A 26,998-nucleotide genomic window follows, 5' to 3' on the forward strand; every position below is an offset into this window, starting at 1 on the left:
CCGCGGCCGCACGGATAGACAACACCCCGCCTCGGCGGGGTGTTTCGTTATGGGGCTGATCAGGCCGTCGGTTCGCCGCCGGGGGCCGCGATGAGGTGATTGAGAAAGAAGCTGAACAGTTCGGCCCGCGAGCCGAGGCGCAGCTTGGCGTAGAGGTGCTTGCGGTGATTCTTCACAGTGCCGCCGCCAATGCCGAGGGCCGTGGCGATGGCCTCGGTATCCAGCCCTTGTAGCAATAGCTCCGCCACCTGCCGCTCCCGGCGGGTGAGCCTGTCACCCCCCACGCTTGCCATCGCCTGCTCCACAGCACTCTTGAGGCTGGCGCTGTCCGGCTGCGCGCTGCTCTGGGCCAGCAGCGGCGTCTCCTGCCGCCACTGCTGACGACACAGCGAATGCACCAGCGGAAAGATCGCCTCCAGCCTGGCCAGCTCGTCACGACTGAGAGGGCTGCGCTTGTCGAGGCGGCCGAGAAACAGCATCAGCGTCAGTCCGCCGCGCACTGGCAGGATCAGTCCCACCTCCTCCTGCCAGCCGGTGGCCTGATAGAAGTGGTGGCGATATTCGGGATCGAGCCGCCCCTGGGAGACCTGCGCCAGGGTCCAGACGCCGGCAGGCCGCCCTTCGGCCAGCGCCTGCATAAAGGGATCCTGACTGAAGTGGCTGGTGAGGTAGCGATCAAACAGCAGGGCCCGCTGATGGTTGAGGTTGTCGTAGAGGTAGACGGGCCGCTGCCCCACCCCGAGCAGCAGGGCGCAATCAAACGCCACCTGCTGCTGGATCAGCCGCACCAGGGTCGCCGCAAAGGCCGGGCTGTGCAGGGCATCGACCACCTCGGTCATGTTGCGGGTCAAGGCATCTGTGGGGAATGGCTGGGTCATGGTCGTTGAGTCATGGTGGTGGGTTCCCGGTGGCGGGGAGCAGCTCCCCACTATGGCGGGATGCTAGCACGAGAGTGACAAAACTGTCCCTCAGGGGACATATTCGCCATCGGCCAGAACGGCGAGGATGACAGCTTTTCCCCCTGCTGTTGGAGACCCCCCATGATCAACCCCCACCTGCTTGATGAGTTGAGCCAGCGCGGCCTGGTGGCCCAGCATTCCGATCCGGCGGCCCTGGCCGCCCACCTCGCCACGGCGCGCACCCTCTACTGCGGGTTCGATCCCACCGCCGGCAGCCTGCATATCGGTCATCTGGTGCCACTCTTGATGCTGCGCCGCTTCCAGCTGGCGGGCCACACTCCGGTGGCACTGGTAGGCGGGGCCACCGGCCTTATCGGCGATCCCAGCTTCAAGGCAACCGAGCGCAGCCTCAACAGTGCCGATACCGTGCAGGCTTGGGTCGCCAGCCTGTCGGCCCAGATAAGCGCCCTGCTGCCCGCCGACGACGGCCTTTGTGCCCCGCAACTAGTCAACAATGGCGACTGGATGGGGCAGATGTCCGCCCTCGATTTTTTGCGGGATATCGGCAAGCACTTCTCGGTCAACGCCATGCTGGCCCGTGAATCGGTGCGCCAGCGCCTCGCCCGCCCGGATCAGGGCATCTCCTTCACCGAGTTCTCCTACGCCCTGCTGCAATCCCAGGACTTTGCGGTGCTCAACCAGCGGCTCGGCTGCACCCTGCAGATTGGCGGCAACGACCAGTGGGGCAATATCACCAGTGGCATGGATCTGACCCGCCGCCTCCATCAGACCCAGGTGCACGGCATGACCCTGCCCCTTATCACCAAGGCGGACGGCACCAAGTTCGGCAAGACCGAAGGCGGCGCAATCTGGCTCGATCCTGCGCTCACCTCGCCCTACGCCTTCCATCAGTTCTGGCTCGGCACCGCGGACGAGGATGTCTACCGCTTCCTGCGCTACTACAGCTTTATGTCGCTGACCGAGATTGATGCACTGGAGGCGGAAGATGCCCAGCGGCAGGGGCGCAAGCAGGCCCAGCAGGTGTTGGCAAACGAGCTGACCGAACTGGTGCATGGCAAGGGGGCGCTGGCGGTGGTGCAACGCATCGGTGAGCTGCTGTTTCGCGGCGACGTGGCTCGCCTCGGCGAGAGCGATCTCGCCCAGCTGGCGCAAGATGGCATGCCGAGCAGCGCCGTCAGCGGCGAGCAGGATCTGGTGACCCTGCTGGTGGAGTGCGGTCTGGCGAATTCCAGGCGCATCGCCCGCGAGCTGCTGGCGGCGGGGGCCATCAGCCTCAATGGCGTGCTCAAACGAGATGGGCGGCTGAGCGCAGGCGAGCGGCTGTTTGGCCGCTACCTGCTGCTGCGCCGGGGCAAGAAGGAGTACCAGCTGGTGATCTGCTCATGAGGCGGTCAGCTCGCCGATGACGTAGTCGAGGAAGTGGCCGACCAGGGCAGACTCGGCCCGGCGCTGGGTGTAGAGGGCGTAGAAGTGGGACCCCTTGGGGCGGTAGGCGGGCAGTACCTCGCGCACCGTCCCATCGGCCAGCTCGCCTGCCAGCAAGTAGCGGGGAAGACGGGCGATCCCCAGGCCCTGGCGCATCGCCTCGTGGATCGCCCTCTTGCTGCTGAAGGCCAGCTCACCCGCCACCTCGAGGGGGATCTCGCGCCCCTGATCCAGCAGGGTCCAGCGCTCGTGGCGGCTGTACTCCTGGCTGCGGGTGATGAGGCTGTGCTGGTGCAGATCCTGAGGGGTGGCCAGGGGCGGGTGGGTGTCCAGGTAGGCGGCACTTGCGCACAGCACCAGCTCGTCCGGACCGATAGGGCGCGCCAGGTAGGGTTCGGCGTTCAGCTCGGTGCTGCGAAAGGCCACGTGCAGGTTGTCGCGCAGCAGGTCGGCGGGGTGATTGCTGAAGTCGGCGATGAGGCGCACCTCCGGATGGCTGGCCCGAAAGCGCAGTAGCACCGGGGTCAGCACCACCTCGCCCCAGAGATCCGGCGCCGTGATGCGCAGCTCGCCGCACAGGGCCGAGCGGCGGCGTTGCAGGCCATCGAGCAACTGTTCGTGCAGGGCGATCATCTGGTCGGCCTGGCGGTAGGCGAGCTCGCCTGCGTCGGTCAGTTGCACCCGGCGTGTGGTGCGGCTCAGCAGTTCGCTACCGAGGTGCTGCTCGAGGTGGCGAAGATCCTTGGAGGCCTTGCTTGGGGTGATACCAAGGTGGGCGGCGGCGGCGGCGAAAGAGCCACAGCGGACGATGGCGATCAGCAGGCGCATCAAGTAGAGGGTGTCGAGCTTGTGGTTGCTCATGGGGGCTCACTTATTGTGTCTTGTTGGGAATGAATGTCTTTCTTTTGAACTGGATTATATCCCAATGGTAGTGGGATATAGTGGCAGCCATCCGATTGCGATCCTAGGAGAAGGCAATGAACAAGGCGCTGAACGACAGCTTCCACTTCGAACGGGCCGGCCTGTGGCTCAAGAACCGCGCCGTGCTGGCCCCCCTGACCCACAACATGAGTGGCGCCGGTGGAGATCCCGGCCAGGCCGAGCTCGACTGGCTGGTGCGCTGCGCCCGCGGCGGCTTCGGCCTGCTCATCGCCGCCGCCACCCAGGTGCAACCCGGCGGACGTTGCTGGGCCGGACAACCGGCCCTGATGACCGACGCTCAGCAGCAGGCCTTCACCACCCTTGCCACCCGCGTCACGCAGGCGGGGACGCTGGCTGTGGTGCAACTGCACCACGGCGGAGTGCGCGCCCTGCCCGAGCTCAACGAGGGGGCGCCGGTCGGCCCGTGCGAGCTGGCGCCGGGCGGGCGCTACCCCCTCGGGGTCAAGGGGCTGAGCGAGGAGGGGATCCTGGCCGTTGTCGAGGCCTTCGTGCACGCCGCCGAGCGGGCCTATGCGGCTGGCCTGCACGGGGTCGAGTTGCACGCGGCCCACAACTTTCTGCTCTGCAATTTCCTCAATCCGCTGCACAACCAACGCACCGATCGCTGGGGAGGCACTCTGCCCAACCGGGCGCGGATCCTGATCGAGATTATCAGGGGCATTCGCGCCCGCCTGCCGCGTACCTTCCTGGTCGGGGTGCGTCTCTCCCCCGAGAGCTATGCCCATATTCAGGGTATCGAGTTGCCCCATCAGCTGGCGGTGGCGCACCTGCTGGCAGACGAGGAGATCGACTACCTGCACTTCTCCATGGGAGACAGCTTCAAGGCGGTGGATGGGGATCCGGACGGAGGATCGCTGCTGGGGGCGGTGCAGGCCGGGCTGGCGGGACGAGTGCCGCTCATGGTGGCAGGCAGTATTCGCGATGCCGCCTCAGCCCAGCTGGCTTTGGCCGGCGGCGCCGACCTGGTGGCGGTAGGCACGGCGGCCCTCGGTAACCCGGACTGGATGACCAAGGTGAGCCGCGGCTTGCCTCTGCTCCAGGCCCCGTTTACGGCGACACGGCTCGAGGAGGTCGGTTTCACGGCGAGCGCGCTCGGCTACCTTGCTGGCATGGGTGTACTGGCCCCGCATGATGCAGCATAAGGGGGCATCATGAGCGAATGGACCCTGTTGCTGATGTTCATCCCCACTTTCTTTCTCATCTCCGTCTCACCCGGACTGTGCATGATGCTGGCCATGAGCTTCGGCGCCAGCCTGGGAGTGCGCCGCACCCTCTGGGTGATCGGTGGCGAGCTGGCCGGGGTGGGGTTGATTGCCCTCACCGCCCTGCTCGGCTACACCCGGGGGCTGGCCGAGCAACCGGCGCTGCTACAGGGTTTCAAGTATCTGGGGGCTCTCTACCTGCTGTGGATGGGGATCACTGGCTGGCGCGGCGGCGGGCAGAAGGCGGCGACCCGTCAGGTGGATAACGGGCGCCTGAGTCTGCTGCTGCGGGGTTTTACCGTGGCCATATCCAATCCCAAATCCTGGCTCTTCATGATGACCCTGCTGCCGCCCTTCATCAGCCCGGCCCTCTCCGCCGGGTTGCAGACCCTGCTGTTCGTCACCCTCATTATCCTGATCGAATGCGTCAACCTGCTGCTCTACGCCTACGGTGGGCAGAGAGCGGATCGGCTGCTGCAGACCCAGGGGCAGGGGGATCTGCTGGGGCGGATATCCTCTCTGCTAATGATGGGGATCGCCCTCTACTGGCTGCTGACCTGATGCGACAACGCCCTCCGTGAGAGGGCGTTGTCGTGGGCGGCTCAACGACTCAGCGGCAGCAGCTCGGCGTAGTCATGTATGGCCGGGAAGCGGATGATCTGCTGTGGCCGTTGCTGGCTGTCCGGGGTCTGGATGGCGAGCTGATAGCCGATGCCAAAGTCGGCGGCGGCCTGCAAGATACGTTCGCTGTCATCGACAAACAGGGTACGAGCGGGATCGAATGCCAACCGTTCGGCCAGCGCCTGCCAGCAGTGCTGGCTCTCCTTCGACCAGCCCAGTTCGTGGGTGCTCACCATCAGATCCAGATGACTGGCGAGGCCGAGCCGGGCCTCCTTGACCGAGAGGCTGGCGGGGTGGGCATTGGTAAACAGCACCAGCTGCTTGCCCGCCGCCCGCAACTCGGTCAGGAAGGGGATGGCGTTGGGCCGCCACTGGATCTTCTCCAGGATCTCCTGCTTGAGGGCGCGAATGTCCAGCCCCAGGGTCTGGCTCCAGTAGTCCACACAGTACCAGTCGAGGGTGCCGCTGACGGCGTGATAGCAGGTATCGATCCGCGCCTTGGCCTCGGCCAGCGACAGTTCGAGCCGCTCGGCGTAACGCTCGGGCACCAGCTGTTGCCAGAGATGACTGTCAAAATGGAGATCGATCAGGGTGCCATCCATGTCGAGCAGGACTGTATCTATCTGGTGCCAGGGTAGCTGGGTCGGCATGGGTTGTCTCACTGCTGAAAAGGGGGCGGCATTATAACGGATTTTTAGCGTCGCTTTCCCGGCCTTGGCCCGTGGTGTTCGTCTTGCGACTCGTTTACTCTTGAGTCATGACTCTCGCCAGTGGCCCGGCTATGGATCCCAACAAGCGCAAACCCGACATCATCAAGGCTGAAATCGTGGCCGAAAGCCATCTGTTCAAGGTGGAATCCCTGCACCTCAAGTTTTCCAACGGCGAGGAGCGAGTTTTTGAGCGGATGCGGGGCGGCAACCGGGGCGCCGTCATGGTGGTGCCCATGCTCGATGCAGACACCCTGCTGCTGATCCGCGAATATGCCGCTGGCACCCACAGTTATGAGCTGGGCTTCCCCAAGGGTCTGATCGATCCCGGTGAGGATGCCCTGACCGCGGGGAATCGCGAGTTGATGGAGGAGGCGGGCTTTGGTGCCAACAGCCTGATCCCCCTCAAGCAGGTCTCCCTGGCACCCGGCTATTTCGCCAGCAAGATGGACATCTTGCTGGCCCGGGATCTCTTCCCCGAGCAGCGGGTCGGTGACGAGCCTGAGCCCCTGGAGGTGATCCCTTGGCCCCTCAATCGCATCGACGCACTGCTCGAGCGGGAGGACTTCACCGAATCACGTAGCATCAGCGCCCTGCTGTTGACCATCAAGTGGTTGGCAGAGCAGGAAAAATAACGCCAGAGCGGCGAGTGACACAGAGGATGACAAGATGCAGGAACTACTGAGCTGGGTTCCCGGGGTCAAGGAGATAGCCCGCGAAGCGGGGCGTATCCTTCACGACATCTATCAAGGCGGTCAGTTTGAGCGCGAGCTGAAGGAGGATGCGACCCCGGTCACCAGTGCCGATCTCGCCGCGGATGCCTACCTCAAGCAGGCACTTGCGGCACTCACCCCCCATATCCCCGTGTTGACCGAGGAGGCGGCGGATGTCCCCTTCAGCCAGCGATCCAACTGGCGGCAGTATTGGCTGGTGGATCCTCTGGATGGCACGGGGGAATTTATCGCCGGCAGTGGTGACTTCGCCACCTTGATAGCCATGGTGCGGGATAATGTGCCCGTGCTCGGCGTCATCTATGCCCCCGAGGCGGATTTGCTCTACTGGGCGGTGCGTGGTCATGGTGCCTTCAAGGAGGCAAATGGCGAGAGCAAGCCCATTCGCGCCCAGCATCATGAACATGATCTCCCCAGTTCCCTGGTGATCGCCATCAGCCGCCGTCAGCAACAGGTGAGTCTGACTCGTCGTCTCAACCCCGCCATCCACTATGATCTGGTGCCGCTGGGTTCCAGTTCCCTCAAATCCTGCCTGGTGGCCGAGGGGGCGGCCGACTGTTATGTGCGACTCGGCCCTACCGGCGAGTGGGACACCGCAGCGGCTCAATGCATCGTCGAGGCGGCTGGGGGGCGTATTCTCAGTCTGGCACTGCAGCCGCTGAGCTATAACGAGACCGAGTCCCTTGGCAATCCCGACTTTATCGTGATGGGGGATCCTCGTCTGGCTTGGACCCAGATAGTGCTACACCGCGACTAACTGCACCTTGCATCGGCATGAACAACGGCGACCCTCAGGTCGCCGTTTTTATTGAGATCGTCAGCGCGGAGGAGTTCGCCTGCCATCAATCAAGGGGCGGTTCTGCGGCGGTTTTCTGCTGGTGCAACCATTGACTGGGGGTCAATCCGCACTGCTTGGCGAAGGCTCGGGTCAGGGCGGCGGTACTGCCATAACCTACCCCGGGGGCAACCAGCTTGAGGGGCTCCCCCGTCAGCAGGCGCTGCTGGGCCAGGGCCAGCCGCCACTCGGTCAGATAAACCAGTGGCGTCTTGCCTATTACCTGATGGAAGTGGGCGGCGAAACGGGCGCGGGACATGCCCACCAGCGCAGCCAGCCCTTGCAGCGTCCAGGGGTGCTCAGGTTGTTGCTGCATGGCAATGATCGCCTTGCCCAGCCGGACATCGGCCAGTCCCGCCAAGACACCTCCGCGATAGAGTCCGGCATCGAGTACATGGCGCAGTACCAGAATGAGCAGCAGATCCAACAGCCGATCCAGGGCCTGGCTCTGGCCATAGCCGGGCTGGCTCGCCTCCTGAAATAGCAGTTCCAGCACCGGAGCCAGGCCGGGGGCGCTGGCCAGAGGAATGACGAGCCGACGGGGCAGCGCTGCCACCAGAGGATTGGCATTGGTGCGCCCGAAGCGGACGTTGGCGCAGACCAGATCGCAGTCTAGCCGACTCTGCATTCGGTGGCTGCTGCTCCCGGGAAACAAGATCACGCTTGGCTCGACGAGGATGAGCGGCACCTCCCCATCACTGCGTAGTCTGAGCGTGCCCTCCCGCAGCAGGTGGAGATGACCGCCAGCGTCCGAGCCCTCATAGTCGGCCCGGCCACACAGGCTGCCTGCGTAGAAGATCTGCGCCCGGGGGGCATATTGATGAAGCAGTGCCGACAAGGAATCCATGATTGAGACGATGAGTGATCTTTTTTGGACTATTGGTAATAAATCGTATCATGCTTTTTGAAATACTCACTCTCGTTGACCAGCTAGTTCATTAACACGAGAGGAACATTTTCATGGTACGTATCAATCCCCTGACCCTCGCCGAGGCCAAGCCAGCCACCGCCGACACGCTCACTGCCATCAAGGGCAAACTCGGCATGGTGCCCAATCTGTTCTCCACGCTGGCGCACTCCCCTGCGGTGTTCAAAGCCTATCTGGCCTTCGCCGAGGCCCTGGGCCAAGGGCGGCTCGATGCCCGTCAGCGGGAGTTGCTGGCCTTGGCCATAGGTCAGGTCAATGCCTGTCAATATTGCCTGAGTGCCCATGTGCTGGGTGCCAAGAAGGCCGGTTTCTCCCCGGAGCAGATCCGCGATGCGCGGCTGGGTGAGGCTGAAAATCCGCTGGATCAGGCGTTGATCACCGTGGCAATCCTAGTGGTGCGCCAGCGCGGTGTCATCGATGATACCCAGCTGCAAGAGGCCAGAGTCGCCGGGGTCGATGATGAGCTGCTCATTGAAGTGCTGGGTCAGGTCGCCCTCAACACCCTCACCAACTACAGCAATCATGTGGCGGGCACAGAGATAGACTTCCCCGCCGTGGCGGTGAGGCCATGAACCGGGCCGCTTTGTTGACGCGCGTCGCCCCGCTGACCCGGGCGGATGCGGGTTATCTGGTTGCGCTGTTTGGTGTGGTGGCGACCCTGATCTGGATCGGCGTGTTCAAGTTCACCCCGACCGAGGCGCAGGCAATCCGTCCCATGGTGGCCAGCCACCCTTTGATGAGCTGGCTCTATGGCATCTGGTCGGTGCAAGGAGTCTCCAACCTGATCGGTATTGCGGAATTGCTGGTGGCGCTTGGCCTGGTGCTCTCCCTGCGTTATCCCCCGCTTGGTCTCTATGCGGGCGCCGCCGCCAGCCTTATCTTTCTGGTGACCCTGAGCTTCCTGTTCACCCTGCCCGGGGTCTGGAAGTGGGTGGATGGTGTCCCCGTGATCAATTTTTTCCTGTTCAAGGATGTGGTGTTTCTCGGGGTGTCCCTGACCGCCATGAGCCGCAGCCGCGCGGCCTGACTTGATGTTTCACCTACTGTTTGCGCTCCAGGATGGGGCGCTTTTTTGTCTGCTATCGGCACAGAGGCAATAAAAAACGCGGCTGATTAAAGCCGCGTTTTTTACTGCCCCTGAGTGATGACTCACTCGGCGTCGTAATCTTCAATCTCTTTGCCAAGGGCTTCCATGATAGCGCGGGCCTCAGCCGGGACGCTGTCCGGGTGATCCTTGCGCAAATCGTCGTCGCCGGGCAGTGGCTGGCCGGTGAACGCATGGAGAAAGGCCTCGCAGAGCAGTTCGCTGTTTGTCGCATGGCGCAGGTTGTTCACCTGGCGACGGGTGCGCTCATCGGTCAACACCTTCAACACCTTGAGCGGGATCGAGACGGTAATCTTCTTGACCTGTTCACTCTTCTTACCGTGTTCCGCATAAGGGCTGACGTAGTCGCCGTTCCACTCTGTACCCATGATTCACCTGTTCTCATTTGGCCTTGAGCGCGGATTTTAACCCTTAAGGAAATCAATGGCAATCCAACAGCAAAGCCATTCAGACGTCTAGAAGTGTTGACGGCTTTATTTGGGTGGCGTAATGTCTTGTGCAATGGCGAGGATGGACTCGCACAAGGATGAGGAGAGAGAGATGACCCACAAGGCAACCTTGACGGTACGCACCGGCATAGAGACAGATACCCAGCATGGTGCCGTAGTGCCGCCCATCTATCTCTCCAGCAATTACACCTTTGCCGACTTCGGCGTACCCCGTCAATATGATTATGCCCGTTCCGGCAACCCGACCCGTGGCAATCTGGCGGACGCGCTGGCCGCCCTGGAAGGGGGGGCGGGCGCCGTGGTGACCGGCACCGGCATGGGGGCCATCCATCTGATAACCCAGGCTCTGTTGCAGGTGGGGGATCTGTTGATTGCCCCCCATGACTGTTATGGCGGCACCTGGCGCCTGTTCGAATTTCTGGCCGCCAAGGGTAACTATCGGGTCAAGTTCGTCGATCAGGGCGATGAGCGGGCGTTGGCCGCCGCCCTGGCCGAGGGGCCCAAGCTGGTCTGGGTGGAGACGCCCTCCAACCCGTTGCTGCGGGTCGTGGACGTGACGGCCATCTGCGAGGCTTCCCACGCCGTGGGCGCCCTGGTGGCGGTAGACAACACCTTCCTCTCTCCGCTGTTGCAGCAACCCCTGGCGCTTGGCGCAGATCTGGTGGTGCACTCCACCACCAAATACATCAATGGCCACTCGGACGTCGTAGGGGGCGTAGCCATCGCCAAGGAGCAGGCGCTGGCCGACAGTCTGCTGTGGTGGGCCAACTGTCTGGGGTTGACCAGTGGCGCCTTCGATTCCTATTTGACCCTGCGGGGTCTGCGCACCCTGGGGCCCCGTCTGCGCACCCATCAGGAGAACACCCAGAGCATACTGGCCTTCTTGCAGACTCAGCCTCTGGTGAAGACCATCTACCACCCCAGCTTGCCGACTCATCCTGGCCATGAGATAGCCCGTCGCCAGCAGTCCGGTTTCGGTGCCATGCTGAGCTTCGAGCTCGACTGCGACGAGGCGGGTCTGCGTGCCTTCCTCGGCGCCCTCAACTACTTCTCGGTGGCCGAGTCCCTCGGTGGGGTAGAGAGTCTGGTGGCCCATCCGGCCAGCATGACCCACAGGGCCATGAGCGACGAGGCCCAGCAGGCGGCGGGGATCAGTCCCCAGCTTTTGCGGATCTCGGTCGGCATAGAGCATGGCGAGGATCTGGTCGCCGACTTGGCCCAGGCCCTGGCCATTGCCGGTCAGGTGGCGTCATGAGCCAGCATTATCAAGAAAGATCAGGGAGCGAATTGACCGTTGGGGATGAGATCAAGATGAATGCAGAGGTCAAGGAGGCCGAGGTGACGGTCAGCGTACAACATCGGCAAGTACACAAGTTTGGCGGCAGCAGCCTGGCCGATCCCGTCTGTTACCGCAGGGTCGCGGCCATCGTCGAGCAGCAGGGCAATGGCAGCGAGCTGATCGTGGTGTCGGCTGCGGGCAAGACCACCAACCGCCTGATCCAGCTGGTTGAGCTGGCCGAGGCGGGGGACGAGGCGGCCGGTGAGGCGCTCAACGCCCTGCGTGCCTATCAGCAGGGCTTGATCGATGGCTTGCTGGAAGGCGACTTGCACCAGAGCCTGACCACCCAGCTCAACGGTGACCTCGGCAGTCTGGGCCAGATCCTGGAGGGCCAGTTCGATCGCTTCGAGCGCAATGGCCTGCTCGCCTTTGGGGAGGTCTGGTCGGCACGGCTCCTGGCCGCGCTGCTTACCAGCCGGGGCGAGCCCGCCATCTGGCTGGATGCCCGCAGCTTCCTGCGTGCCGAGGACGGTGCCCTGGTCAAGGTGGACGAGGCGCTCTCCAGCGAGCTGCTCAAGGCGCGCCTTGCCGAGCATAGCGGTCGTGTCGTGGTGACAGGTTTCATCGCCGCCGACATGGAGGGGCGCTCCCTGCTGCTCGGTCGCAATGGTTCAGATTACAGTGCCAGCCTCTTGGCCCTGCTGGCGGATGGCGACTCCACCACCATCTGGAGCGATGTGGCCGGGGTTTACAGCGCGGATCCGCGCCGGGTCAAGGAGGCGCGCCTGCTGGAGCGGCTCAGTCTGGCCGAAGCCAACGAACTGGCTCGCCTGGGATCCTCTGTGCTGCACTCGCGCACCCTGCAGCCGGTGGCGGACAGCCGCCAGCGTCTCACCCTGAGATGCAGCTACAACCCCGACGAGGGTTGTACCCACATCTTGCGCCGCGCCCCGCGCAGCAATGGCGCCCGCATCGTCAACTCGGTGGATCAGATTGCCCTGATCGAACTCAAGGTGTTGCCCCAGGGCGACTTTGAGCAGGCGGTCAAGACCATAGAGGCCCACCTGGCACGATATCGACTCAGCCCGCTCACCCTGCAACGCCAGCCGGACAGGCGGGTGTTGCGCCTTGCCTATACCCTGGAGGTGGCGGTCGGCGCCTATGATCTGCTGCGCGATTTCCAGCTGCAGGGTGGCTTCACCGGTCTTATCCAGAAAGAGGGTTACAGCCTGGTGGCCCTGGTGGGAGCGGGGGTGACCGACAACGCCGAGCAGTGCCACCGCTTCTATCAGTTGCTGGCGGATCAGCCCCAGGAGTTCGTGCAGGTCGCCAAGGATGGATTGAGCCTGGTAGCTGTGCTGCGTCAGGTGGTGCTCGAGCCCTTGATGATAGCCCTGCACAGTGCCCTGTTCAGCCGCCCGGCCCGGGTCGGTCTGGTGCTGTTTGGCAAGGGCAACATCGGCAGCCAGTGGCTCAACCTCTATGGCCGCGAGCAGGCTCGTCTCGAGCGCGAGCTGAACGTGGCGCTCACCCTGTACGGGGTCTTCAACTCCCAGGGCGGCCTGCTGGATGAGGAGGGGCTGGATCCCATCAAGGTGCAGCAGCACTTCGAGCCCAGCCCGCTCATCTGGCCAGAGTTGCTGACCCAGCTGGAACAGCACGGCTTTGACAGCCTGATCGCGCTCGATCTCACCGCCAGCGAGACGGTGAGCCGTTACTACCCGGACTTTGCCCAGCTCGGCTGCCACATCATCGCCGCCAACAAGTTCGCCGGTGCCGCCGAGAGCGAGTTCTACCAGCGCATCAAACAGAGCTGCCGCGACCATCAGGTGCAGTGGCGCTACAACGCCACCGTCGGTGCCGGTTTGCCCATCCAGTCCAGCATCCAGATGCTGCGTCAGAGCGGCGATCGCATCCAGGGTGTCTCCGGCATCTTCTCCGGTACCCTGAGCTGGCTGTTCCAGCAATATGACGGTAGTCGCCCCTTCTCCGAGCTGGTGGACGACGCCTGGCAGCAGGGGTTGACCGAGCCGGATCCTCGCGAGGATCTCTCCGGCCAGGATGTGCGCCGCAAGCTGCTCATTCTGGCGCGGGAGGCGGGCTTCGAGCTGGATTCCGCCGATATCGAGCTGGAAAACCTGGTGCCTGCGGCCCTGCGCAAGCTGTCGGTCGAGGAGTTCATGGACAGACTGGGCGAGCTGGATGGCCCGCTCCAGACGGCCTTTGAGGGGGCTCGCCGGGTTGGCAAGGTGCTGCGTTTCGTGGCCCGCTTCGAGCAGGGCGGCAAGGCGCGCGTCGGACTGGAGACCCTTGAGCCGCACCATCCTTTCGCCAATCTGCTGCCTTGCGACAATGTCTTTGCCATAGAGAGCGACAGCTACCGCACCAACCCGCTGGTCATCCAGGGGCCGGGGGCAGGGCGTGAGGTGACCGCCGGCGCCATCCAGTACGACCTCTGGCAAATCTGCGCCGAGCTGTGAGGCCGGGCAAGGAACAGTAAAAGGGCGCCTTATGGCGCCCTTTTCGTTATTCCATACCCCTGGGGGGCGAGGTGATCGCCTCCCCGAGCATCTGATGAAAGTAGGCTTGATAGTCGAAGTCGATCCCTTCGAGGTAGGGGTTGGTGAGCACCAGCGCATGGCGCCGCTTCAGCTGCACCAGCGCCAGGGCGGGCTGAAAATGCTGACGCCAGAGACGCTGCAAGGAGCCCTTGCGCCAGGCGCGCTCCAGTCCGGTCTGTACTCGGGCCAGGGCGGCGCCATTGGCCTCGTGGCTGTAGAAGAGGTGGGGGTTGGGGTACGAGATGACGATCTGGTCATCCAGGGCCAGACCCGGCATGGTGTGGCGCCGTTGCCACTCCTGATATACCTCTCCCGCCCCCCGGCAGAAGAGATCGGCCCGCCCCCTGGCCACCAGTTTGAACAGACGCTCGTAGCCATCCACCTCCAGCACCTGCATGCCGGCGCGCTTGAGCACTAGTGCGTCCTGCCAGCTCCGCCCCTGTACCTGACGAAAGGTGCGCAGCGCCGCCAGGGTACGGACCTGGGCAAAGTCGGCCTGGCGCCCCTCGTTGACGAAGCAGACCCGGTAACTGAGTATGCCCAGGGTGATGGGGAAGCGAACGTGGCCGAGATGAGGGTGTTCGCTCGGATTCAGCCAGGCATGAGAGGCGATCAGGTTGGTGTAGCTGTTCTGTGCCAGTTGCTGGAGCAGCCGGGTCCGGTTCATGGACGGCGCCTGGGCCAGCTGGTACTCCCCAAAGTCTGCCCGGGTCTCTTCCAGCGCCAGGCGCAGCAGATCCTGCTCGTAGCGGGTGCGCTGATCCTGGGGACTCTCGGGACTGACATGGGTGAAGAGGGTGGCGGCCCCGGCCTGGGGCCCTGCCAGCAAGAGGGCGCACAGCAGTGCCCGGCACAGTGCTCGCCTGTTCGTTGAGGTCATATCGCTTCCTGATCCGCTCGCATGACCCCAGTGTAACCGGACAGGGAGCCGGGATCAGCTGGCGGGATCAGGGCATGTTCACCACAACAGCTGGCCGAGCAGGGGGGCGAGCAGCACAGTCACCATGCCCGCTATCATCATCACCATGCTGGCAACGACACCCTCCTCGTTGCCCAGCTGATATGCCTTGGCGGTGCCCGCCCCGTGGGCCGATGCGCCAAAACCCGCCCCCTTGCCGAGCTTGCTGCGGATGGCGAGACGGCGCAGAACCAGATCACCCACCGCCATGCCGATCACCCCGGTCAGTACCACGAACAGCGCGGTCAGGTCGCTCTGGCCGCCGATGCTCCTGCTCGCCTCGACGGCGAAGGGGGTAGTGATGGAACGCATGGCCAGGCTGCGCTGCAGCATATCCGAGAGGCCCAACCAGCGTGCCAGCAGCACGGAGCTGCCCACCGCCATCACCACGGAAGCAAGTACCCCGAGGGAGAGGGACAGCCAGTGCTTGCGCATCAGGGCCCGGTTCTCGTAGACGGGGATGGCGAAGGCGACCGTGGCCGGACCCAGCAGCCAGAGCAGCCAGTGGCTGTCGGCCATATAGGTCTCATAGGGGATGTGGCAGAGCAGCACCAGGGCAACCAGCAGGGCCGGGGCCAGCAGCAGGGGCATCAGGGGCAGGATGCGCACCCGACCATAGAGCCACTTGCTGAGGTAGTAGAACAGCAGGGTGAGGGCCAGGCAGAGCAGGCTCAGGGCTTGGCTAGTCATGGCGACGGGCCCGGCGGGCCAGTTTGAGTTCGAGCCGATAAACCCTGTCCACCACCAGGGCTGTGGTGCCGAGCACCAGCACAGTGCTGAGGCTTATCACCAGCAGGATGCGCAGCCCCTGATTGAGCAGCAACGCCTGATAGTTGACCAGGGCCACCACGGCGGGCACGAAGAACAGCAGCATCTCGGCCAGCAGCCAGCGAGACCCTGCGCTAAACCAGCGAGTCTTGACGACGCCGAGCAGGATCAGGGCGAGCAGGGCCAGCATGCCGGTGAGATTGGCGGGCAGCGGCAGGTGGAACAGGCGCACGGCGCCATCGGCGAGCCACCAGATGGCGGCCAGCAGGGCGACCTGCAAGGGGGTGATAAACCAGACGGGCAGAGGCATGAGAGAGGGCCTTTCGGTAAGAAGGCTTTCAGTCTACCGCCAGGCTAAACCTGCAAAAAATGAATTTAAATTATCAAATTCATGCCAAATTGGCATGATGTGACCTTAGCCCCCAGGAAGAGAGCCCATGGATATCCGTGCCCTGCGTTACTTCGTCGAACTGGTGCGTGAGCAGAGCTTCACCCGTGCCTCGGAGCGTCTGTTCGTCACCCAGCCAACCATCAGCAAGATGATCCGCAGCCTGGAAGAGGAGCTCGGTCAGCCTCTGCTCAACCGGGAGGGTCGCCGTTTTACCCTGACCGACAGCGGTCAGGTGCTCTTCACCCGTGCCCAGGAAATATTGACGCAGATGCTGCAACTGGAAGCCGAGCTGGCGGATCTCCAGAGCCTCAAGGGCGGCCGCCTGGCCCTGGGGATGCCCCCCATGGTGGGTCATGTCTATGCCGATCTGATCCGCACTTATCGCCAGCGCTACCCGGCCATCGAGCTGTCCATCGTCGAATATGGCGGACGGCGCATCGAGCAGGCCGTCTTGGAGGGAGAGCTGGATCTTGCCATCACCATGCTGCCGACGCGGGAGTCGGGGGCGCTCAACGCCCTGGAGCTGGCCAGCTATCCCATCCAGGTGGTGTTGCCGGCAAAACCGCACTGGCGCGAGCGGGCCTGCGTCAACTTCCCGGATCTGCGTGACGAGCCGCTGCTGCTCTACACCCAGGCCTTTACCCTGAGCGATCGCATCGAGCAGGCTTGTCAGGATGCGGGGTTCAGCCCCCTGGTGGCGGCCCGGAGCAGCCAGTGGGATTTTCTCACCGCCATGGTGCGCAGCGGCATGGGGGTCGCCTTTTTGCCCGAACCTATCTGTCGCCGTTTGAACCCGGAAGGGCTGCTGCTCAGGCCGCTGTTCCCCGAATTGAGCTGGCAACTCGGAGTGATCTGGCCTCAGGGCCGATATCTGTCACGCAGCGCCGAAGCCTGGTTGGCCCTCTGCCGCGAGTTGCAGGCAGAGTAAGCCGGTATTTGAGCGCTGCGGGCAGGGCACGAACTCTCGTCATCCGCCGCCCGTCCTCGGTGTTACCAAGGCCGTCGGGGGCCACCTTGGTTTTGCTGCCCATCAGCCTGAGATCGGCGCTTCAATGCGCATCAATGCCCCGAGCCGACGACAGAGCTGGCGCAGGGTCTGGTTGTCGAGACTGCCAAAGCCGAGCAACCAGCCTTCCAGCCTGGGCTCGCCAAGGTAGAACTGGCTAAGTGGACGCAGGCCCAGCCCCAGGGCGTTGGCGGCCTGGGTCCAGCGGGCCTCGCCACCCGGGGGCAGCAGCACGGCGCATTGCAGGCCTGCACCGCTGTGAATGGGGGTTAACTGGGGGCAGTGTTCGGCCAGCTCGGCCAGCAGCAGATCCCGCCTGCTCTGGTAGAGCAGGCGGCTCTGGCGCAGGTGGGTGGCGAAGTGGCCAGCCCGGATAAAGTCCGCCGTGACCGCCTGTTGCAACTGATTGCTGTGGCCATCGAAGGCGGCGCGGGCCCGGCTGAAGGCCTCCATCAGGGGGCGCGGCAGTACCAGATAGGCGAGTCGCAATGAGCCGAACAACACCTTGCTGAAGGTGCCCACATAGATGACTCGCCCCTGATTGTCGAGCCCCTGCAGGGCGGGCAACGGCCGCTGATCGTACTGATACTCCCCATCGTAATCGTCTTCCAGAATCCAGGCCCCGTGCCGCTCGGCCTCGTGCAGCAGCGCCATCCGCCGCGCCAGAGTCATGGGGACGCCGAGGGGATACTGGTGGGCGGGGGTGCAGTAGATGAGACTTGGCCTGGGTCGCTCCCCCGCAGGGTTGAGCCCCTCCTCGTCCACCGGTACCGGATGGATGCGGGCCGCGGCGCTCTCCAGTGCGGTTCTGGCTCCCGGATAACCGGGATCTTCGACCCAGACGGTGTCGCCGGCGTCGATGAGCAACTGGGTTGCCAGCAAGATACCCTGCTGGGAGCTGGTGAGGATCAGGATCTGATCCGGCTCGCACTGCACCCCGCGTGACTGCACCAGATAACTGCTGATGGCGGTTCGCAGCTCTGCCAGCCCTTGCGGATCCCCATAGTTCATCCAGTCACTGGCACCTTGGCGCCACTGCTGCTGCATCACGCGGCCCCAGAGCGCCTGAGGAAAGATCCGTGGATCCGGCTGGCTGGAGGCAAAGGAGACGCCGACCTCGGGGGCGTCGTGACAGGCGCCGCCAGCGGCCATCTCCTGACCGCGTCGCGACAGCCCGGCCGCCGACTGGGGCGGCCGGGGGACGGGGCGCACCGCCGCCAGGGCGACGAAGCTGCCGGCCCCCACCTTGCGCACCAGATAGCCCTCTGCCTCCAGGCGGCCATAGGCTAGCTCCACCGTGCTGCGGGAGATGCCAAGATCCTTGGCCAGCATGCGGCTGGCGGGCAGGCGACTGTGTTGAGGCAGATGACCGGCCAGGATAGCGCCGCGCAATGTACGTACCAGCTGCTCGTGCAGCGGCAGATCGTTCTGCTGCTGGTTGGCAAACAGGGTGGGCAGGGCACTCATGATGGCCTCCGAATGGCCTGGGGAGAGTTACTGGCCGAGATGGTGCAGCCCAATGTAGGTTCCAGCTGCTCGTGCAGCGGCAGATCGTTCTGCTGCTGGTTGGCAAACAGGGTGGGCAGGGCGCTCATGACGGCCTCCGGGGTGGGCAGTTCGCTCGCGAAATTGGTCTGTTCATATTGGCAAAATTGGTCGGCGTGGCAAGGCCATTTTATCGCTACATTTGAGGAACAGAGCAAGGAGTTCATCAACCTCAAGGAGTCGGGATGTCAGAGTTCAGTGCCTTCATCAGCTGGCGGCGGGGTGCCAGCGAGCCCTTCGTCGATCAGCGTTACAGTCGGGCCCATGAGTGGACGTTTGATGGCGGCGCCAGAGTGCCCGCCTCATCATCTCCCCACGTGGTGCCCTTGCCCTATTCGGTGGCGGAAAATGTCGATCCGGAGGAGGCCTTCGTCGCGGCGCTGTCCAGCTGCCACATGCTAGTGTTTCTCTGGCTGGCGGCCAAGCAGCGCTATCTGGTTGAACACTATAGCGATAAGGCGGTCGGTATCATGGAGACCGACGAGCGTGGCCGCCAGTCGATTACCCGTGTCACCCTGCGCCCTCAGGTGGCGTTTGCCGGTAAGCGCCAACCCAGCCTGGCCGAGCTTGAGCAACTCCATCATCAGGCCCACGAAGAGTGCTTCATCGCCAACTCGGTCAGTACCCAGGTCACCACTGACGTCTCGTTATATCAGGAGTCCGTATGAGTCATATTTTGAGCACAGGGGTAGCCAGCCCGGCGGATGCCAGCACCTTCTTCGAGGCTCAGCTGAAATATCGCACCGATCCAGCCGATCTGGCCGCTGATCTGCTGGCCGGGGAAGCCGCCATCGTCGTCATCGACACCCGCTCCCCCGAGCATTATGGGAAGGCACATATCCCGGGGGCCATCTCCTTTCCCCATAGCACCATGAGCCCGGCCACCACCGAGGGGCTGGCGCGAAACAAGGTCTATGTCTGTTACTGCGACGGCATCGGCTGTAACGGCTCGACTCAGGGGGCCTACAAGCTGGCCGCGCTCGGGTTTCAGGTCAAGGAGCTGATCGGTGGCCTGCACTGGTGGCGTCAAGATGGCTTCGCGGTCGCCAGCGGCGCCCAGGCCGGAGTATTGCAAGAGGGAGGGATCGCCTGTGGCTGCTAACCACTTTACCAATGAATTCAATCAACCCCTGGGCGCTGTGGTGCCGGATTGGACGGGGGGCGAGTTCCCCCCTCATCAGGTCATGAGTGGTTGGGGCTGCCGGTTGGAGCCCCTGGATCCCGCGCAGCATGGCGGTTCGCTTTGGCAGGCGTTCAGTGCTGATGATGGCGCCATGTGGACTTATCTCACCAGCGGCCCCTTCGAGGACGAGTCTGCCCTGCGAGCCTGGTTGCAGCAGTGCGCCGCCAAGGTCGATCCCCAGTTTTATGTCATTGTCGACGAGCCGAGCGGCAAGGCGCTGGGGCTCGCCAGTTATCTGCGCATCGACCCCGCTGCGGGTAGCATTGAGGTGGGTTGGCTGCACTTCTCCCCTGCCATGCAGCGCACCCGCCTCTCGACCGCCGCCATGGCATTGATGATGGGCCGGGCCTTTGCGCTGGGCTATCGTCGCTACGAGTGGAAGTGCAACGATCTCAACCTGCCTTCCCGTCAGGCGGCGCTGCGGCTCGGTTTCCGTTACGAGGGTACCTTCCGCCAGGCCAGGGTCGACAAGGGTCGTTCGCGCGATACCGCCTGGTTCTCGGTGATAGACAGGGAGTGGCCCGCCCTGCAAGGCTGCTTTGCGCGCTGGTTGGCGGGTGACAACTTCGATGGGGCCGGGGGTCAGCGGCTGCGGCTCTCCGACTTGACGGCGGCCTGCCGCGCTCAGGCAGACCAGATGCCCTGATCGTCGGCCGGTGCCCTCGCTGGCAACACCCGATAAAACCAAAGAGGCCCCGGATGTCGGGGCCTCTTTGCTATCACCTCTGCGCCTTAGTCATGGTGCTCGACCCTTAGTGTTCACCGATGGGCGCGGCTAGCCATTTCAGAAGGCGAAGCATGTCTCGGGGCGCCACCCCGACCGAGAGGCCGCGTTTGCCGCCGCTCACCAGGATCTCGTCAAACTGCAGGGCGGAGTCATCGAGCACGGTGGGCAGCAACTTCTTCTGGGCCAGCGGGCTGATACCCCCCACCTTGTAGCCGGTCAGCTTCTCGGCCTCGGCAGGCTTCATCATCTCCACCTTCTTGAGGCCCGCCGCCTTGGCGAGCTGCTTGAGGCTGCACAGGCCCGATGACGGCACTATGGCCACTACCGCCTGCTTGTCGTGATGGGCGAGCAGGGTCTTGAACACCTGGGCCTGCGGCAAGCCGAGCTGGCTCGCGGCATGCTTGCCAAAATCGTCGTGGGCGTCGCACTCATAGGGGTAGAGCTTGTGGGGGATCTTGAGCTTTTTCAGCAAGTTGATAGCGGGTGTCATCGGATTTCCTCGAGCCTCGGCAAGGTAAAACAGTCTGCTCCTGCCAGCCAGATGATGCAAGATAGAGATAAGCCTACACATGCCGACCACAATGGGTAAGGAAGCATGAAGCCAGTGAATTGCATCACTCTCCTGAACTCGGTGAGGGCGAGACGTTTCGAATAGATCTGGAATGTGGCTGGCGCGGCAGGCAAGCCAACGATGGTTTCGGCAGAAGCCTCTGATGGACCAAAAGAGAGTGCCTTAGACTGCCTTGCGGGCAAGCGTGTCATGCGCTGGGCTTGCGATAGGGGTCAAGAATCCTCTCCAGAGTCTCGCAGCGTGGTTGCCATACCGGTTATGTAAACCACGGACTGTCCTAGGCTAGGGCAGTATCAACACGCCAGATATGACATCTGGGGCCCCGGATCATAGTCAGAGCGAAAGCCATGAATATGGCTCTGAAAATAGAGGTGAAAGTGGATGCTGCACATGTCATGCATGCCCTTACGGGGTTTGTGACTCTCGTTACGAAATGTGTCGGTTACCTCTAGCCAGACACCTTCTGGCAAAGAAATGCTCAATTTCGCTGTGCTAATCGAGCCTGCGGCGAGGGGACGTCAGACGATGCAATTCGTGGAAATCAAAAGGGCGCCAATATGGCGCCCTTTTATGTCAGGAAGGGGGGCTGGATAGCCCGGCCATCAACCCGTATTACGCATGCCTGCGGCGATACCGGCGATGGTGACCATCAGCGCTTGATCTATCTCCTCGTGCAGGGATTCCGGATTGCTGCGTGAGCGGTTGAGCAGCTCGGCTTGCAACACGTTGAGGGGATCCGTGTAGGGGTTACGCAGCTTGATGGACTCCTTGATCCAGGGTTGATCGTCGAGCAAGTCTCCCTGAGGACGCAGGGCCAGCACCAGCTCGGCGGCCGCCTCCAGCTCGGCGCGCAGCTGCTTGCCAAGCGGCCAGAGGCTTTCGGGTACCAGACGGGTGTCATAGTACTCCGCCAGCCAGGTATCGGCCTTGAGGAACACCATCTCCAGCATCTCGAGGCGAGTGCGGAAGAAGGGCCATTGACGGCTCATCTCTTCCAGCACGGACTGATGACCACTGTCGATGGCTTGCTTCAGGCCCTCATGGGCACCGAGCCAGGCCGGCAGCATCAGCCGGTTCTGGGTCCAGGCGAAGATCCAGGGAATGGCGCGCAGGCTCTCGACGCCGCCATTGGGCTTGCGCTTGGCGGGACGGGAGCCGAGCGGCAGCTTGCCGAGCTCCATCTCCGGGGTGGCGGCGCGGAAATAGGGCACGAAGTCCGGGTGGCCGCGCACTATGCTGCGGTAATGTTCGCAAGAGGCCTCGGCCACCTGCTCGATCACGGTGCGCCAGCTCTCTTTGGGCTTGGGCGGCGGCAGCAGGTTGCCCTCCAGCACGGCGCTGGTATAGAGGTTCAGGCTGTTGATGGCGACTTTCGGCAGGCCGAACTTGAAGCGGATCATCTCGCCCTGTTCGGTGACCCGCAGGCCGCCGCGCAGGGATCCCGGTGGTTGAGAGAGGATCGCTTGATGGGCAGGGGCGCCGCCACGACCGACGGTGCCGCCACGGCCATGGAAGAGGGTGAGCCGCACCTTGTTGGTTTCGGCCAGGGCCACCAGGGACTCCATGGCGGCGTACTGGGCCCAGCCGGCGGCCATCATGCCCGCATCCTTGGCAGAATCCGAGTAGCCGATCATCACGTATTGGCGGCCCTGGATGTAACCACGGTACCAATCTACCGACAGCAGGCGATCCATGACCGCAGTGCCTGCCATCAGATCTTCCTGGGTTTCGAACAAAGGGGCAACCGGCATGCGGAACTTGCAACCCGCTTCTTTGAGCAAGAGTTGCACCGCCAGTACGTCTGAGGGGGCACCGGCCATGGAGATGATGTAGATGCCGAAGGCGTCCGGATCATGGGCGGCGATCACCTTGCAGGTGTCGATGGTCTCCTTGGTCTCTGCGCTCGGCTCCCAGTCGGCGGGCAGCAGCGGGCGACGCGAGTTGAGTTCGTTCAGCAGGAAGGCCTGCTTGTCATCTTCGCTCCACTCGGCGTAGTCGCCCATGCCCAGATAACGGGTCAGCTCGGAGAAGACCTGACCGTGGCGCTCGCCATCCTGACGGATATCGAGTTTGACCAGATGGATGCCAAAGCAGGCCAGCTTGCGCAGCACGTCCAGCAGCATGCCGTCGGCGATGTTGCCCATGCCGCAGGCGTGCAGCGAGTGATAGCAGAGCTCCAGCGGCTCGCGCAGCTGGGCCGTGGTCTTGATCAGATCTCGGTTCTCGCTCGCCTGGTTCTGTACCTTGGCGGTGAGAAAATCCTGGGTCTCACGCAGTTGTTCGCGTAACTCGCGCACCAGGGCGCGGTAAGGCTCGGCGTGATCGCCAACCCGTTCGCGCACGGCATCGGTGCAATCGGACATGGAGAGCTCTGAGGTGAGCTCCTTGATGTCTTTGTAGAAGAGGCTCACCGCCATCCAGCGGCCCAGCTCCAGCACCTCGGCGGTCACCTTGGCGGTGACGAAGGGGTTGCCGTCACGGTCACCGCCCATCCAGGAGGTGAACTTGACCGGGGCGGCGTCCAGGGGCAGGCGCACACCCAGGTGCTGCTGCAGACGCTCGTCCAGGTTGCGCATAAATTCGGGGATGGCGGGCCAGAGGCTGTTTTCCACCACGGCGAAGCCCCATTTGGCTTCATCGACCGGGGTCGGACGCTGCACCCGGATCTCGTTGGTGTGCCAGGCCTGATTGACCAGCTGTTCGATGCGACTCTCGATCTTGTCCCGCTCGCGGGGCAGCAGATCGGAGAGTTCAAGGGCTTCCAGGCAGTCGTTGAGCTGTACATGCTTGTGGATCAGGGTGCGACGGGTCACCTCGGTCGGGTGTGCGGTCAGCACCAGGTCGATATCGAGCTCGCGCACCGCCTGGATGATGGCTTCCTGGGAGAGGTTGGAGGCCTTGAGCTTGGCGAACATCTCCTCCAGGGGATCCGGGGTGCAGATATGCTCCTCGCAATGGCGGGAGATGGTGTGGAACTGTTCGGCCACGTTGGCCAGGTTGAGGAACTGGCTGAAGGCGCGGGCCACCGGCAACAGTTCGTCATCCGAGAGATTGCGCAGGGTGTCGAGCAGTTGCTCTCTGTCGGCCTCATTGCCTTTGCGAGAGGACTTGGCCAGTTGGCGAATGGTCTCGATCTTGTCGAGGAAGGCTTGGCCCTGATGGTCCTTGATGGATTTGCCCAGCAACTGGCCCAACATGCCCACATTGGCGCGTAGCGCTGCGTAAGTATCGTTCATTCCACATCCTTATATTTGTTGGTGCCCGGCCGCCGCTCCTCGGCATGGGGCTGCCCCACTTATTGTTGTGCGATTACAACATATGCTCCGTCATCTTAGGGGGACAATCTACCCAGATTGTCTGCGCAAGGTCAAATAACAAGCCGATTAAGAACATGTATTTTCGATAGTTCCCTGGTTTGGCCGAGTCCCTTTGCCCCGCTTGTTGTCATGTAACTTTCCTACATATCCGGTTGCGCCTCCCTGCGCTCGGTTGCACCTGTTGCGAATGAATCGCTAGCCGTACAAGGGATGGATCCGATGACATCCATTACCTCGTGCCTTCCTCCTTGGCTGCCTCGGTTAGACGCATAAGGGATGGGTCAGATGCCATTCATTGCCTCGGGCCTTCCTCCCTGGCTGCCTCGGTTAGACGCAGCAACCACGGGGCAGACTGGGCCCATCATCGGATCTGCTAGACGCAGAAGCGGCGGATCAGATGTTGCAGCACTGCCTTGGTCGGTTCGACGAAAGAGAGATCCAGGTATTCGTCTGGCTGGTGTGCCTGGGCGATGTGGCCAGGACCCATTACGATGGTCTGGCAGCCGAGCTGCTGGATGAAGGGGGCCTCGGTGCAGTAGTTGACAGATTCGGCGCGCTTGCCACTCGCCTGTTCGGCTTCACGCACCAGCAGGGAGCTGTCATCGCAGGCGTAGGCGGGGATGGGCTCGTGCAGGTGTTGCAGGTGCAGGCAGCCGGGTTGGTGGATTTCGATGGGGGAGAGCGCCTCCTTGAGCAAGCCCAGCAACTCATCCGGACCGACCTGGGGAGTGGGGCGCATGTCGATGTGCAACTCGCAGCAACCGCAGATGCGATTCGGGCTATCCCCCCCCTGGATGTAACCCAGATTCAGGGTAGGTTGCGGCACCGCGAAGCGGTGATCTGCATACTTATCCTTGAGGCTGCGTTGCAGCGCCAATACCTGCCCCATGGCCTGATGCATGATCTCCAGGGCGTTGATGCCGTTGGCGGGATCCGAGCTGTGACCGCTGCGACCCGTGATGCGAATGGCTTCGGACATGTGGCCCTTGTGGGCTACCACGGGCACCAGCCCCGTGGGTTCGCCTATCACCGCATAGTCGGGTTTTAGCTCGGCGGCCGCAGCGATGGCGCGAGCCCCCGCCATGGTGGTCTCCTCATCGGCGGTGGCCAGAATGCGCAGGGGCTTGTTGAGGGTCTTGAGATCGATGCCTTTGAGCGCCTCGACGATAAAGGCGAAGAAGCCCTTCATGTCGATGGTACCAAGGCCATAGAGGCGGTTGCCCTCTTCTGTCACCTTGAAGGGATCCTTGCGCCAGGCGCCCTGGTCGAACGGCACCGTATCGGTGTGACCTGCCAGCAGCAGCCCCCCCTCACCCTGGCCATAGGTGGCGACCAGATTGTACTTGCCGGGCAAGTCCGGCAACGCGGTCACGTCACACTGAAAACCGAGTTGGCCGAACCAATCGGCCAGCAGCCTGATCACCCCTTGATTGCTCTGATCCCACTTGGGGTCCGTGCTGCTGATAGAGGGTATTGCAATAATATTCTTATAAAGTGAAAAAAAATCCTGATTGGCCACTAGCTCCTCCTTGCACCCTCGGAAGGTTTCTGTTAGAAAATACAAATGCAAACTGAGTGAATGAATATTCTGTTCTTGCGCTCATCGATAAGGCTCTAGTTGTAAGGGAAAGTCAATGTTCTGTCACCTGATCTATCACCGACGACGCAACCCCGCCTGAATTGCCTCCGCATGAGCTGACCCGCTCGTTGCACACTTGCTACGCAAGAATGGAGAGGCGATTCACGGCCTCTTAATCCTTATGCAGCATCATGCTGTGAACCCACTCCTCAGATTTTGGAATTGATCAATGCTTAACACCGTTATCGTCGGTGCCAGTGGCTACGCGGGAGCAGAGCTGGCCGCCCTGGTGCAGAACCACCCCCAACTCAAGCTGTTCGGCCTCTATGTCTCCGCTGGCAGCCAGGACGCCCACAAGCGTTTCTCCTCTCTTCATCCCCAGTGGGTCGGCGAGCTGGATCAGCCGCTGCTGCCCCTGGATGAGGATGGCATGACCCGGATCCTGACCCAGGCCGATCTGGTGCTGCTGGCCACCGCCCACGAGGTGAGTGCCGATCTGGCGCCCAAGTTCCTGGCCAAGGGGCTGCCGGTGTTCGATCTCTCCGGTGCCTTCCGGGTGCAGGATCAACAGTTCTATCAGGACTACTACGGCTTCACCCACGCCAATGAGCAGTGGCTGGCACAGGCTGCCTACGGCCTGGCCGAGTGGAACAGCGAGGCCATTGCGGCCGCCCAGCTCATCGCCGTGCCCGGCTGCTACCCGACCGCCTCCTTGTGCGCCCTCAAGCCGCTGCAACAGGCGGGTCTCATCAAGGCGGACTGGCAGCCTATCATCAACGCAGTCTCCGGTGTCTCTGGCGCCGGCCGCAAGGCATCGGTCAACACCAGCTTCTGCGAAGTGAGCCTGAGCCCTTATGGCACTTTCACTCACAGACATCAGCCGGAGATCAGCTATCACCTCGGCAAGGGCGTGCTGTTCCAGCCACACCTTGGCAACTATGTGCGTGGCATTCTGGCCACCATCTATGTGCAACTGGCCGAGGGGGTGACCCCGGAGCAGGTGGATAGAACCTATCTCGCCGCCTACGAAGGCAAGCCCCTGGTGCGCCTCACCGGTCAGATGCCCTCCATCCGTGGTGTGGCGAGCACTCCTTATTGCGATCTGGCCTGGCAGCAGCAGGGCAACATGCTGGTGGTGGTCTCTGCCATCGACAACCTGCTCAAAGGTGCGGCCTCTCAGGCTATTCAGTGCGTGAACATCAAGTTTGGTTTTGAACCGGCCACCGGCCTGATTTAAGGAAGGATCGA

27 protein-coding genes are annotated in these 26,998 nt (G+C 62.9%); 14 read left to right on the plus strand and 13 right to left on the minus strand.

Annotated elements, in window-relative coordinates; all coding sequences use genetic code 11:
• Nucleotides 1-59 precede the first annotated feature (59 nt).
• Entirely contained in the window at nt 60-878 is an 819-nt protein-coding gene (locus ACSMDR_RS12260; RefSeq protein ID WP_436468427.1) for a helix-turn-helix transcriptional regulator, read from the minus strand.
• Between the two features lie 162 nt (nt 879-1,040).
• On the opposite strand from ACSMDR_RS12260, the gene tyrS reads away from it, so the two are divergent.
• Complete coding sequence (tyrS, locus tag ACSMDR_RS12265; protein ID WP_436468428.1) at nt 1,041-2,306, plus strand: tyrosine--tRNA ligase; 1,266 nt, start codon at nt 1,041-1,043, stop codon at nt 2,304-2,306.
• On the opposite strand, the gene ACSMDR_RS12270 is transcribed toward tyrS, so the two are convergent.
• Nucleotides 2,301-3,206 (minus strand): LysR family transcriptional regulator, encoded by a 906-nt coding sequence (locus ACSMDR_RS12270; RefSeq protein ID WP_436468429.1) that lies wholly within the window; start codon nt 3,204-3,206, stop codon nt 2,301-2,303. The genes tyrS and ACSMDR_RS12270 overlap by 6 nt on opposite strands.
• 116 nt (nt 3,207-3,322) lie before the next feature.
• Here ACSMDR_RS12270 and ACSMDR_RS12275 point away from each other — a divergent pair, with 116 nt between their 5' ends.
• Entirely contained in the window at nt 3,323-4,429 is a 1,107-nt protein-coding gene (locus tag ACSMDR_RS12275) for an oxidoreductase (protein WP_436468430.1), read from the plus strand.
• A gap of 9 nt (nt 4,430-4,438) precedes the next feature.
• A complete protein-coding gene (locus tag ACSMDR_RS12280; RefSeq protein WP_436468431.1) occupies nt 4,439-5,050 on the plus strand; it encodes a LysE family translocator in 612 nt (203 codons plus the stop codon).
• A 41-nt stretch (nt 5,051-5,091) separates the two neighbouring features.
• Here ACSMDR_RS12280 and yrfG read toward each other — a convergent pair whose 3' ends face one another.
• A complete protein-coding gene (gene yrfG, locus ACSMDR_RS12285) occupies nt 5,092-5,760 on the minus strand; it encodes a GMP/IMP nucleotidase (protein ID WP_436468432.1) in 669 nt (222 codons plus the stop codon).
• A 107-nt stretch (nt 5,761-5,867) separates the two neighbouring features.
• On the opposite strand from yrfG, the gene nudE reads away from it, so the two are divergent.
• Both nudE and cysQ read left to right on the plus strand, forming a co-directional pair.
• Entirely contained in the window at nt 5,868-6,452 is a 585-nt protein-coding gene (nudE, locus tag ACSMDR_RS12290) for an ADP compounds hydrolase NudE (RefSeq protein WP_436468433.1), read from the plus strand.
• A 34-nt stretch (nt 6,453-6,486) separates the two neighbouring features.
• Nucleotides 6,487-7,305, plus strand: coding sequence for a 3'(2'),5'-bisphosphate nucleotidase CysQ (gene cysQ / locus ACSMDR_RS12295; protein ID WP_436468434.1), 819 nt, complete (start codon nt 6,487-6,489; stop codon nt 7,303-7,305).
• A gap of 85 nt (nt 7,306-7,390) precedes the next feature.
• Here cysQ and ACSMDR_RS12300 read toward each other — a convergent pair whose 3' ends face one another.
• Nucleotides 7,391-8,230 carry a cupin domain-containing protein gene (locus ACSMDR_RS12300; protein ID WP_436468435.1) on the minus strand — a complete coding sequence of 280 codons (840 nt, stop codon included), beginning with the start codon at nt 8,228-8,230 and terminating at the stop codon, nt 7,391-7,393.
• A 113-nt stretch (nt 8,231-8,343) separates the two neighbouring features.
• Between ACSMDR_RS12300 and ACSMDR_RS12305 the strand changes: the two genes are divergently transcribed.
• A complete protein-coding gene (locus ACSMDR_RS12305) occupies nt 8,344-8,883 on the plus strand; it encodes a carboxymuconolactone decarboxylase family protein (RefSeq protein WP_436468436.1) in 540 nt (179 codons plus the stop codon).
• 32 nt (nt 8,884-8,915) lie between these two features.
• Nucleotides 8,916-9,338 carry a DUF417 family protein gene (locus tag ACSMDR_RS12310; protein ID WP_040318805.1) on the plus strand — a complete coding sequence of 141 codons (423 nt, stop codon included), beginning with the start codon at nt 8,916-8,918 and terminating at the stop codon, nt 9,336-9,338.
• A 122-nt stretch (nt 9,339-9,460) separates the two neighbouring features.
• On the opposite strand, the gene metJ is transcribed toward ACSMDR_RS12310, so the two are convergent.
• A complete protein-coding gene (metJ, locus tag ACSMDR_RS12315; protein WP_005891844.1) occupies nt 9,461-9,784 on the minus strand; it encodes a met regulon transcriptional regulator MetJ in 324 nt (107 codons plus the stop codon).
• A gap of 172 nt (nt 9,785-9,956) precedes the next feature.
• Here metJ and metB point away from each other — a divergent pair, with 172 nt between their 5' ends.
• On the plus strand, nt 9,957-11,120 hold the full coding sequence (gene metB, locus ACSMDR_RS12320) for a cystathionine gamma-synthase (protein ID WP_436468437.1): 1,164 nt from the start codon (nt 9,957-9,959) through the stop codon (nt 11,118-11,120).
• A gap of 56 nt (nt 11,121-11,176) precedes the next feature.
• Nucleotides 11,177-13,624 (plus strand): bifunctional aspartate kinase/homoserine dehydrogenase II, encoded by a 2,448-nt coding sequence (locus tag ACSMDR_RS12325; RefSeq protein WP_436468438.1) that lies wholly within the window; start codon nt 11,177-11,179, stop codon nt 13,622-13,624.
• A gap of 46 nt (nt 13,625-13,670) precedes the next feature.
• On the opposite strand, the gene ACSMDR_RS12330 is transcribed toward ACSMDR_RS12325, so the two are convergent.
• The 3 genes from ACSMDR_RS12330 to ACSMDR_RS12340 all read right to left on the minus strand — a co-directional run bounded on the left by ACSMDR_RS12330 (nt 13,671) and on the right by ACSMDR_RS12340 (nt 15,741).
• Complete coding sequence (locus tag ACSMDR_RS12330; RefSeq protein ID WP_436468439.1) at nt 13,671-14,585, minus strand: hypothetical protein; 915 nt, start codon at nt 14,583-14,585, stop codon at nt 13,671-13,673.
• A gap of 78 nt (nt 14,586-14,663) precedes the next feature.
• Nucleotides 14,664-15,353 carry an LrgB family protein gene (locus tag ACSMDR_RS12335; RefSeq protein WP_436468440.1) on the minus strand — a complete coding sequence of 230 codons (690 nt, stop codon included), beginning with the start codon at nt 15,351-15,353 and terminating at the stop codon, nt 14,664-14,666.
• Nucleotides 15,346-15,741, minus strand: a complete 396-nt coding sequence (locus ACSMDR_RS12340) for a CidA/LrgA family protein (RefSeq protein WP_005891832.1) — start codon at nt 15,739-15,741, stop codon at nt 15,346-15,348. The genes ACSMDR_RS12335 and ACSMDR_RS12340 overlap by 8 nt, the downstream gene beginning before the upstream one ends.
• A 127-nt stretch (nt 15,742-15,868) precedes the next feature.
• Here ACSMDR_RS12340 and ACSMDR_RS12345 point away from each other — a divergent pair, with 127 nt between their 5' ends.
• On the plus strand, nt 15,869-16,750 hold the full coding sequence (locus ACSMDR_RS12345; RefSeq protein ID WP_436468441.1) for a LysR family transcriptional regulator: 882 nt from the start codon (nt 15,869-15,871) through the stop codon (nt 16,748-16,750).
• 102 nt (nt 16,751-16,852) lie between these two features.
• On the opposite strand, the gene pdxR is transcribed toward ACSMDR_RS12345, so the two are convergent.
• Both pdxR and ACSMDR_RS12355 read right to left on the minus strand, forming a co-directional pair.
• Complete coding sequence (gene pdxR / locus ACSMDR_RS12350) at nt 16,853-18,295, minus strand: MocR-like pyridoxine biosynthesis transcription factor PdxR (protein ID WP_436468442.1); 1,443 nt, start codon at nt 18,293-18,295, stop codon at nt 16,853-16,855.
• Nucleotides 18,292-18,423, minus strand: coding sequence for a hypothetical protein (locus ACSMDR_RS12355; protein WP_436468443.1), 132 nt, complete (start codon nt 18,421-18,423; stop codon nt 18,292-18,294). The genes pdxR and ACSMDR_RS12355 overlap by 4 nt, the downstream gene beginning before the upstream one ends.
• Nucleotides 18,424-18,558: 135 nt before the next feature.
• On the opposite strand from ACSMDR_RS12355, the gene ACSMDR_RS12360 reads away from it, so the two are divergent.
• The 3 genes from ACSMDR_RS12360 to ACSMDR_RS12370 are packed head-to-tail and all read left to right on the plus strand — an operon-like array spanning nt 18,559 to nt 20,202.
• The gene (locus ACSMDR_RS12360) at nt 18,559-19,041 is read left to right on the plus strand and encodes an OsmC family protein (RefSeq protein ID WP_436468444.1); all 483 of its coding nucleotides are present in this window, start codon (nt 18,559-18,561) and stop codon (nt 19,039-19,041) included.
• The gene (locus ACSMDR_RS12365; RefSeq protein WP_436468445.1) at nt 19,038-19,475 is read left to right on the plus strand and encodes a rhodanese-like domain-containing protein; all 438 of its coding nucleotides are present in this window, start codon (nt 19,038-19,040) and stop codon (nt 19,473-19,475) included. Before ACSMDR_RS12360 ends, ACSMDR_RS12365 begins: the two co-directional genes overlap by 4 nt.
• A complete protein-coding gene (locus tag ACSMDR_RS12370; protein ID WP_436468446.1) occupies nt 19,465-20,202 on the plus strand; it encodes a GNAT family N-acetyltransferase in 738 nt (245 codons plus the stop codon). The genes ACSMDR_RS12365 and ACSMDR_RS12370 overlap by 11 nt, the downstream gene beginning before the upstream one ends.
• 106 nt (nt 20,203-20,308) lie before the next feature.
• Here ACSMDR_RS12370 and ybaK read toward each other — a convergent pair whose 3' ends face one another.
• The 3 genes from ybaK to argE all read right to left on the minus strand — a co-directional run bounded on the left by ybaK (nt 20,309) and on the right by argE (nt 25,690).
• Nucleotides 20,309-20,773, minus strand: coding sequence for a Cys-tRNA(Pro) deacylase (gene ybaK, locus ACSMDR_RS12375; RefSeq protein ID WP_436468447.1), 465 nt, complete (start codon nt 20,771-20,773; stop codon nt 20,309-20,311).
• A gap of 683 nt (nt 20,774-21,456) precedes the next feature.
• Complete coding sequence (gene ppc, locus ACSMDR_RS12380; protein ID WP_005891814.1) at nt 21,457-24,090, minus strand: phosphoenolpyruvate carboxylase; 2,634 nt, start codon at nt 24,088-24,090, stop codon at nt 21,457-21,459.
• A 454-nt stretch (nt 24,091-24,544) separates the two neighbouring features.
• Entirely contained in the window at nt 24,545-25,690 is a 1,146-nt protein-coding gene (gene argE, locus ACSMDR_RS12385) for an acetylornithine deacetylase (RefSeq protein WP_005891812.1), read from the minus strand.
• A 289-nt stretch (nt 25,691-25,979) separates the two neighbouring features.
• Between argE and argC the strand changes: the two genes are divergently transcribed.
• Complete coding sequence (gene argC / locus ACSMDR_RS12390; protein ID WP_436468448.1) at nt 25,980-26,987, plus strand: N-acetyl-gamma-glutamyl-phosphate reductase; 1,008 nt, start codon at nt 25,980-25,982, stop codon at nt 26,985-26,987.
• Nucleotides 26,988-26,998 lie beyond the last annotated feature (11 nt).

Source organism: Aeromonas molluscorum (genome assembly GCF_051376105.1).
Taxonomy (GTDB): domain Bacteria; phylum Pseudomonadota; class Gammaproteobacteria; order Enterobacterales; family Aeromonadaceae; genus Aeromonas; species Aeromonas molluscorum.

Bases quoted from the DNA above. Each gene is read 5' to 3' on its own strand.
- ACSMDR_RS12260 (WP_436468427.1), bottom strand. From the start codon at position 878: ATGACCCAGCCATTCCCCACAGATGCCTTGACCCGCAACATGACCGAG.
- tyrS (WP_436468428.1), top strand. From the start codon at position 1,041: ATGATCAACCCCCACCTGCTTGATGAGTTGAGCCAGCGCGGCCTGGTG.
- ACSMDR_RS12270 (WP_436468429.1), bottom strand. From the start codon at position 3,206: ATGAGCAACCACAAGCTCGACACCCTCTACTTGATGCGCCTGCTGATC.
- ACSMDR_RS12275 (WP_436468430.1), top strand. From the start codon at position 3,323: ATGAACAAGGCGCTGAACGACAGCTTCCACTTCGAACGGGCCGGCCTG.
- ACSMDR_RS12280 (WP_436468431.1), top strand. From the start codon at position 4,439: ATGAGCGAATGGACCCTGTTGCTGATGTTCATCCCCACTTTCTTTCTC.
- yrfG (WP_436468432.1), bottom strand. From the start codon at position 5,760: ATGCCGACCCAGCTACCCTGGCACCAGATAGATACAGTCCTGCTCGAC.
- nudE (WP_436468433.1), top strand. From the start codon at position 5,868: ATGACTCTCGCCAGTGGCCCGGCTATGGATCCCAACAAGCGCAAACCC.
- cysQ (WP_436468434.1), top strand. From the start codon at position 6,487: ATGCAGGAACTACTGAGCTGGGTTCCCGGGGTCAAGGAGATAGCCCGC.
- ACSMDR_RS12300 (WP_436468435.1), bottom strand. From the start codon at position 8,230: ATGGATTCCTTGTCGGCACTGCTTCATCAATATGCCCCCCGGGCGCAG.
- ACSMDR_RS12305 (WP_436468436.1), top strand. From the start codon at position 8,344: ATGGTACGTATCAATCCCCTGACCCTCGCCGAGGCCAAGCCAGCCACC.
- metJ (WP_005891844.1), bottom strand. From the start codon at position 9,784: ATGGGTACAGAGTGGAACGGCGACTACGTCAGCCCTTATGCGGAACAC.
- metB (WP_436468437.1), top strand. From the start codon at position 9,957: ATGACCCACAAGGCAACCTTGACGGTACGCACCGGCATAGAGACAGAT.
- ACSMDR_RS12325 (WP_436468438.1), top strand. From the start codon at position 11,177: ATGAATGCAGAGGTCAAGGAGGCCGAGGTGACGGTCAGCGTACAACAT.
- ACSMDR_RS12330 (WP_436468439.1), bottom strand. From the start codon at position 14,585: ATGACCTCAACGAACAGGCGAGCACTGTGCCGGGCACTGCTGTGCGCC.
- ACSMDR_RS12335 (WP_436468440.1), bottom strand. From the start codon at position 15,353: ATGACTAGCCAAGCCCTGAGCCTGCTCTGCCTGGCCCTCACCCTGCTG.
- ACSMDR_RS12340 (WP_005891832.1), bottom strand. From the start codon at position 15,741: ATGCCTCTGCCCGTCTGGTTTATCACCCCCTTGCAGGTCGCCCTGCTG.
- ACSMDR_RS12345 (WP_436468441.1), top strand. From the start codon at position 15,869: ATGGATATCCGTGCCCTGCGTTACTTCGTCGAACTGGTGCGTGAGCAG.
- pdxR (WP_436468442.1), bottom strand. From the start codon at position 18,295: ATGAGTGCCCTGCCCACCCTGTTTGCCAACCAGCAGCAGAACGATCTG.
- ACSMDR_RS12355 (WP_436468443.1), bottom strand. From the start codon at position 18,423: ATGAGCGCCCTGCCCACCCTGTTTGCCAACCAGCAGCAGAACGATCTG.
- ACSMDR_RS12360 (WP_436468444.1), top strand. From the start codon at position 18,559: ATGTCAGAGTTCAGTGCCTTCATCAGCTGGCGGCGGGGTGCCAGCGAG.
- ACSMDR_RS12365 (WP_436468445.1), top strand. From the start codon at position 19,038: ATGAGTCATATTTTGAGCACAGGGGTAGCCAGCCCGGCGGATGCCAGC.
- ybaK (WP_436468447.1), bottom strand. From the start codon at position 20,773: ATGACACCCGCTATCAACTTGCTGAAAAAGCTCAAGATCCCCCACAAG.
- ppc (WP_005891814.1), bottom strand. From the start codon at position 24,090: ATGAACGATACTTACGCAGCGCTACGCGCCAATGTGGGCATGTTGGGC.
- argC (WP_436468448.1), top strand. From the start codon at position 25,980: ATGCTTAACACCGTTATCGTCGGTGCCAGTGGCTACGCGGGAGCAGAG.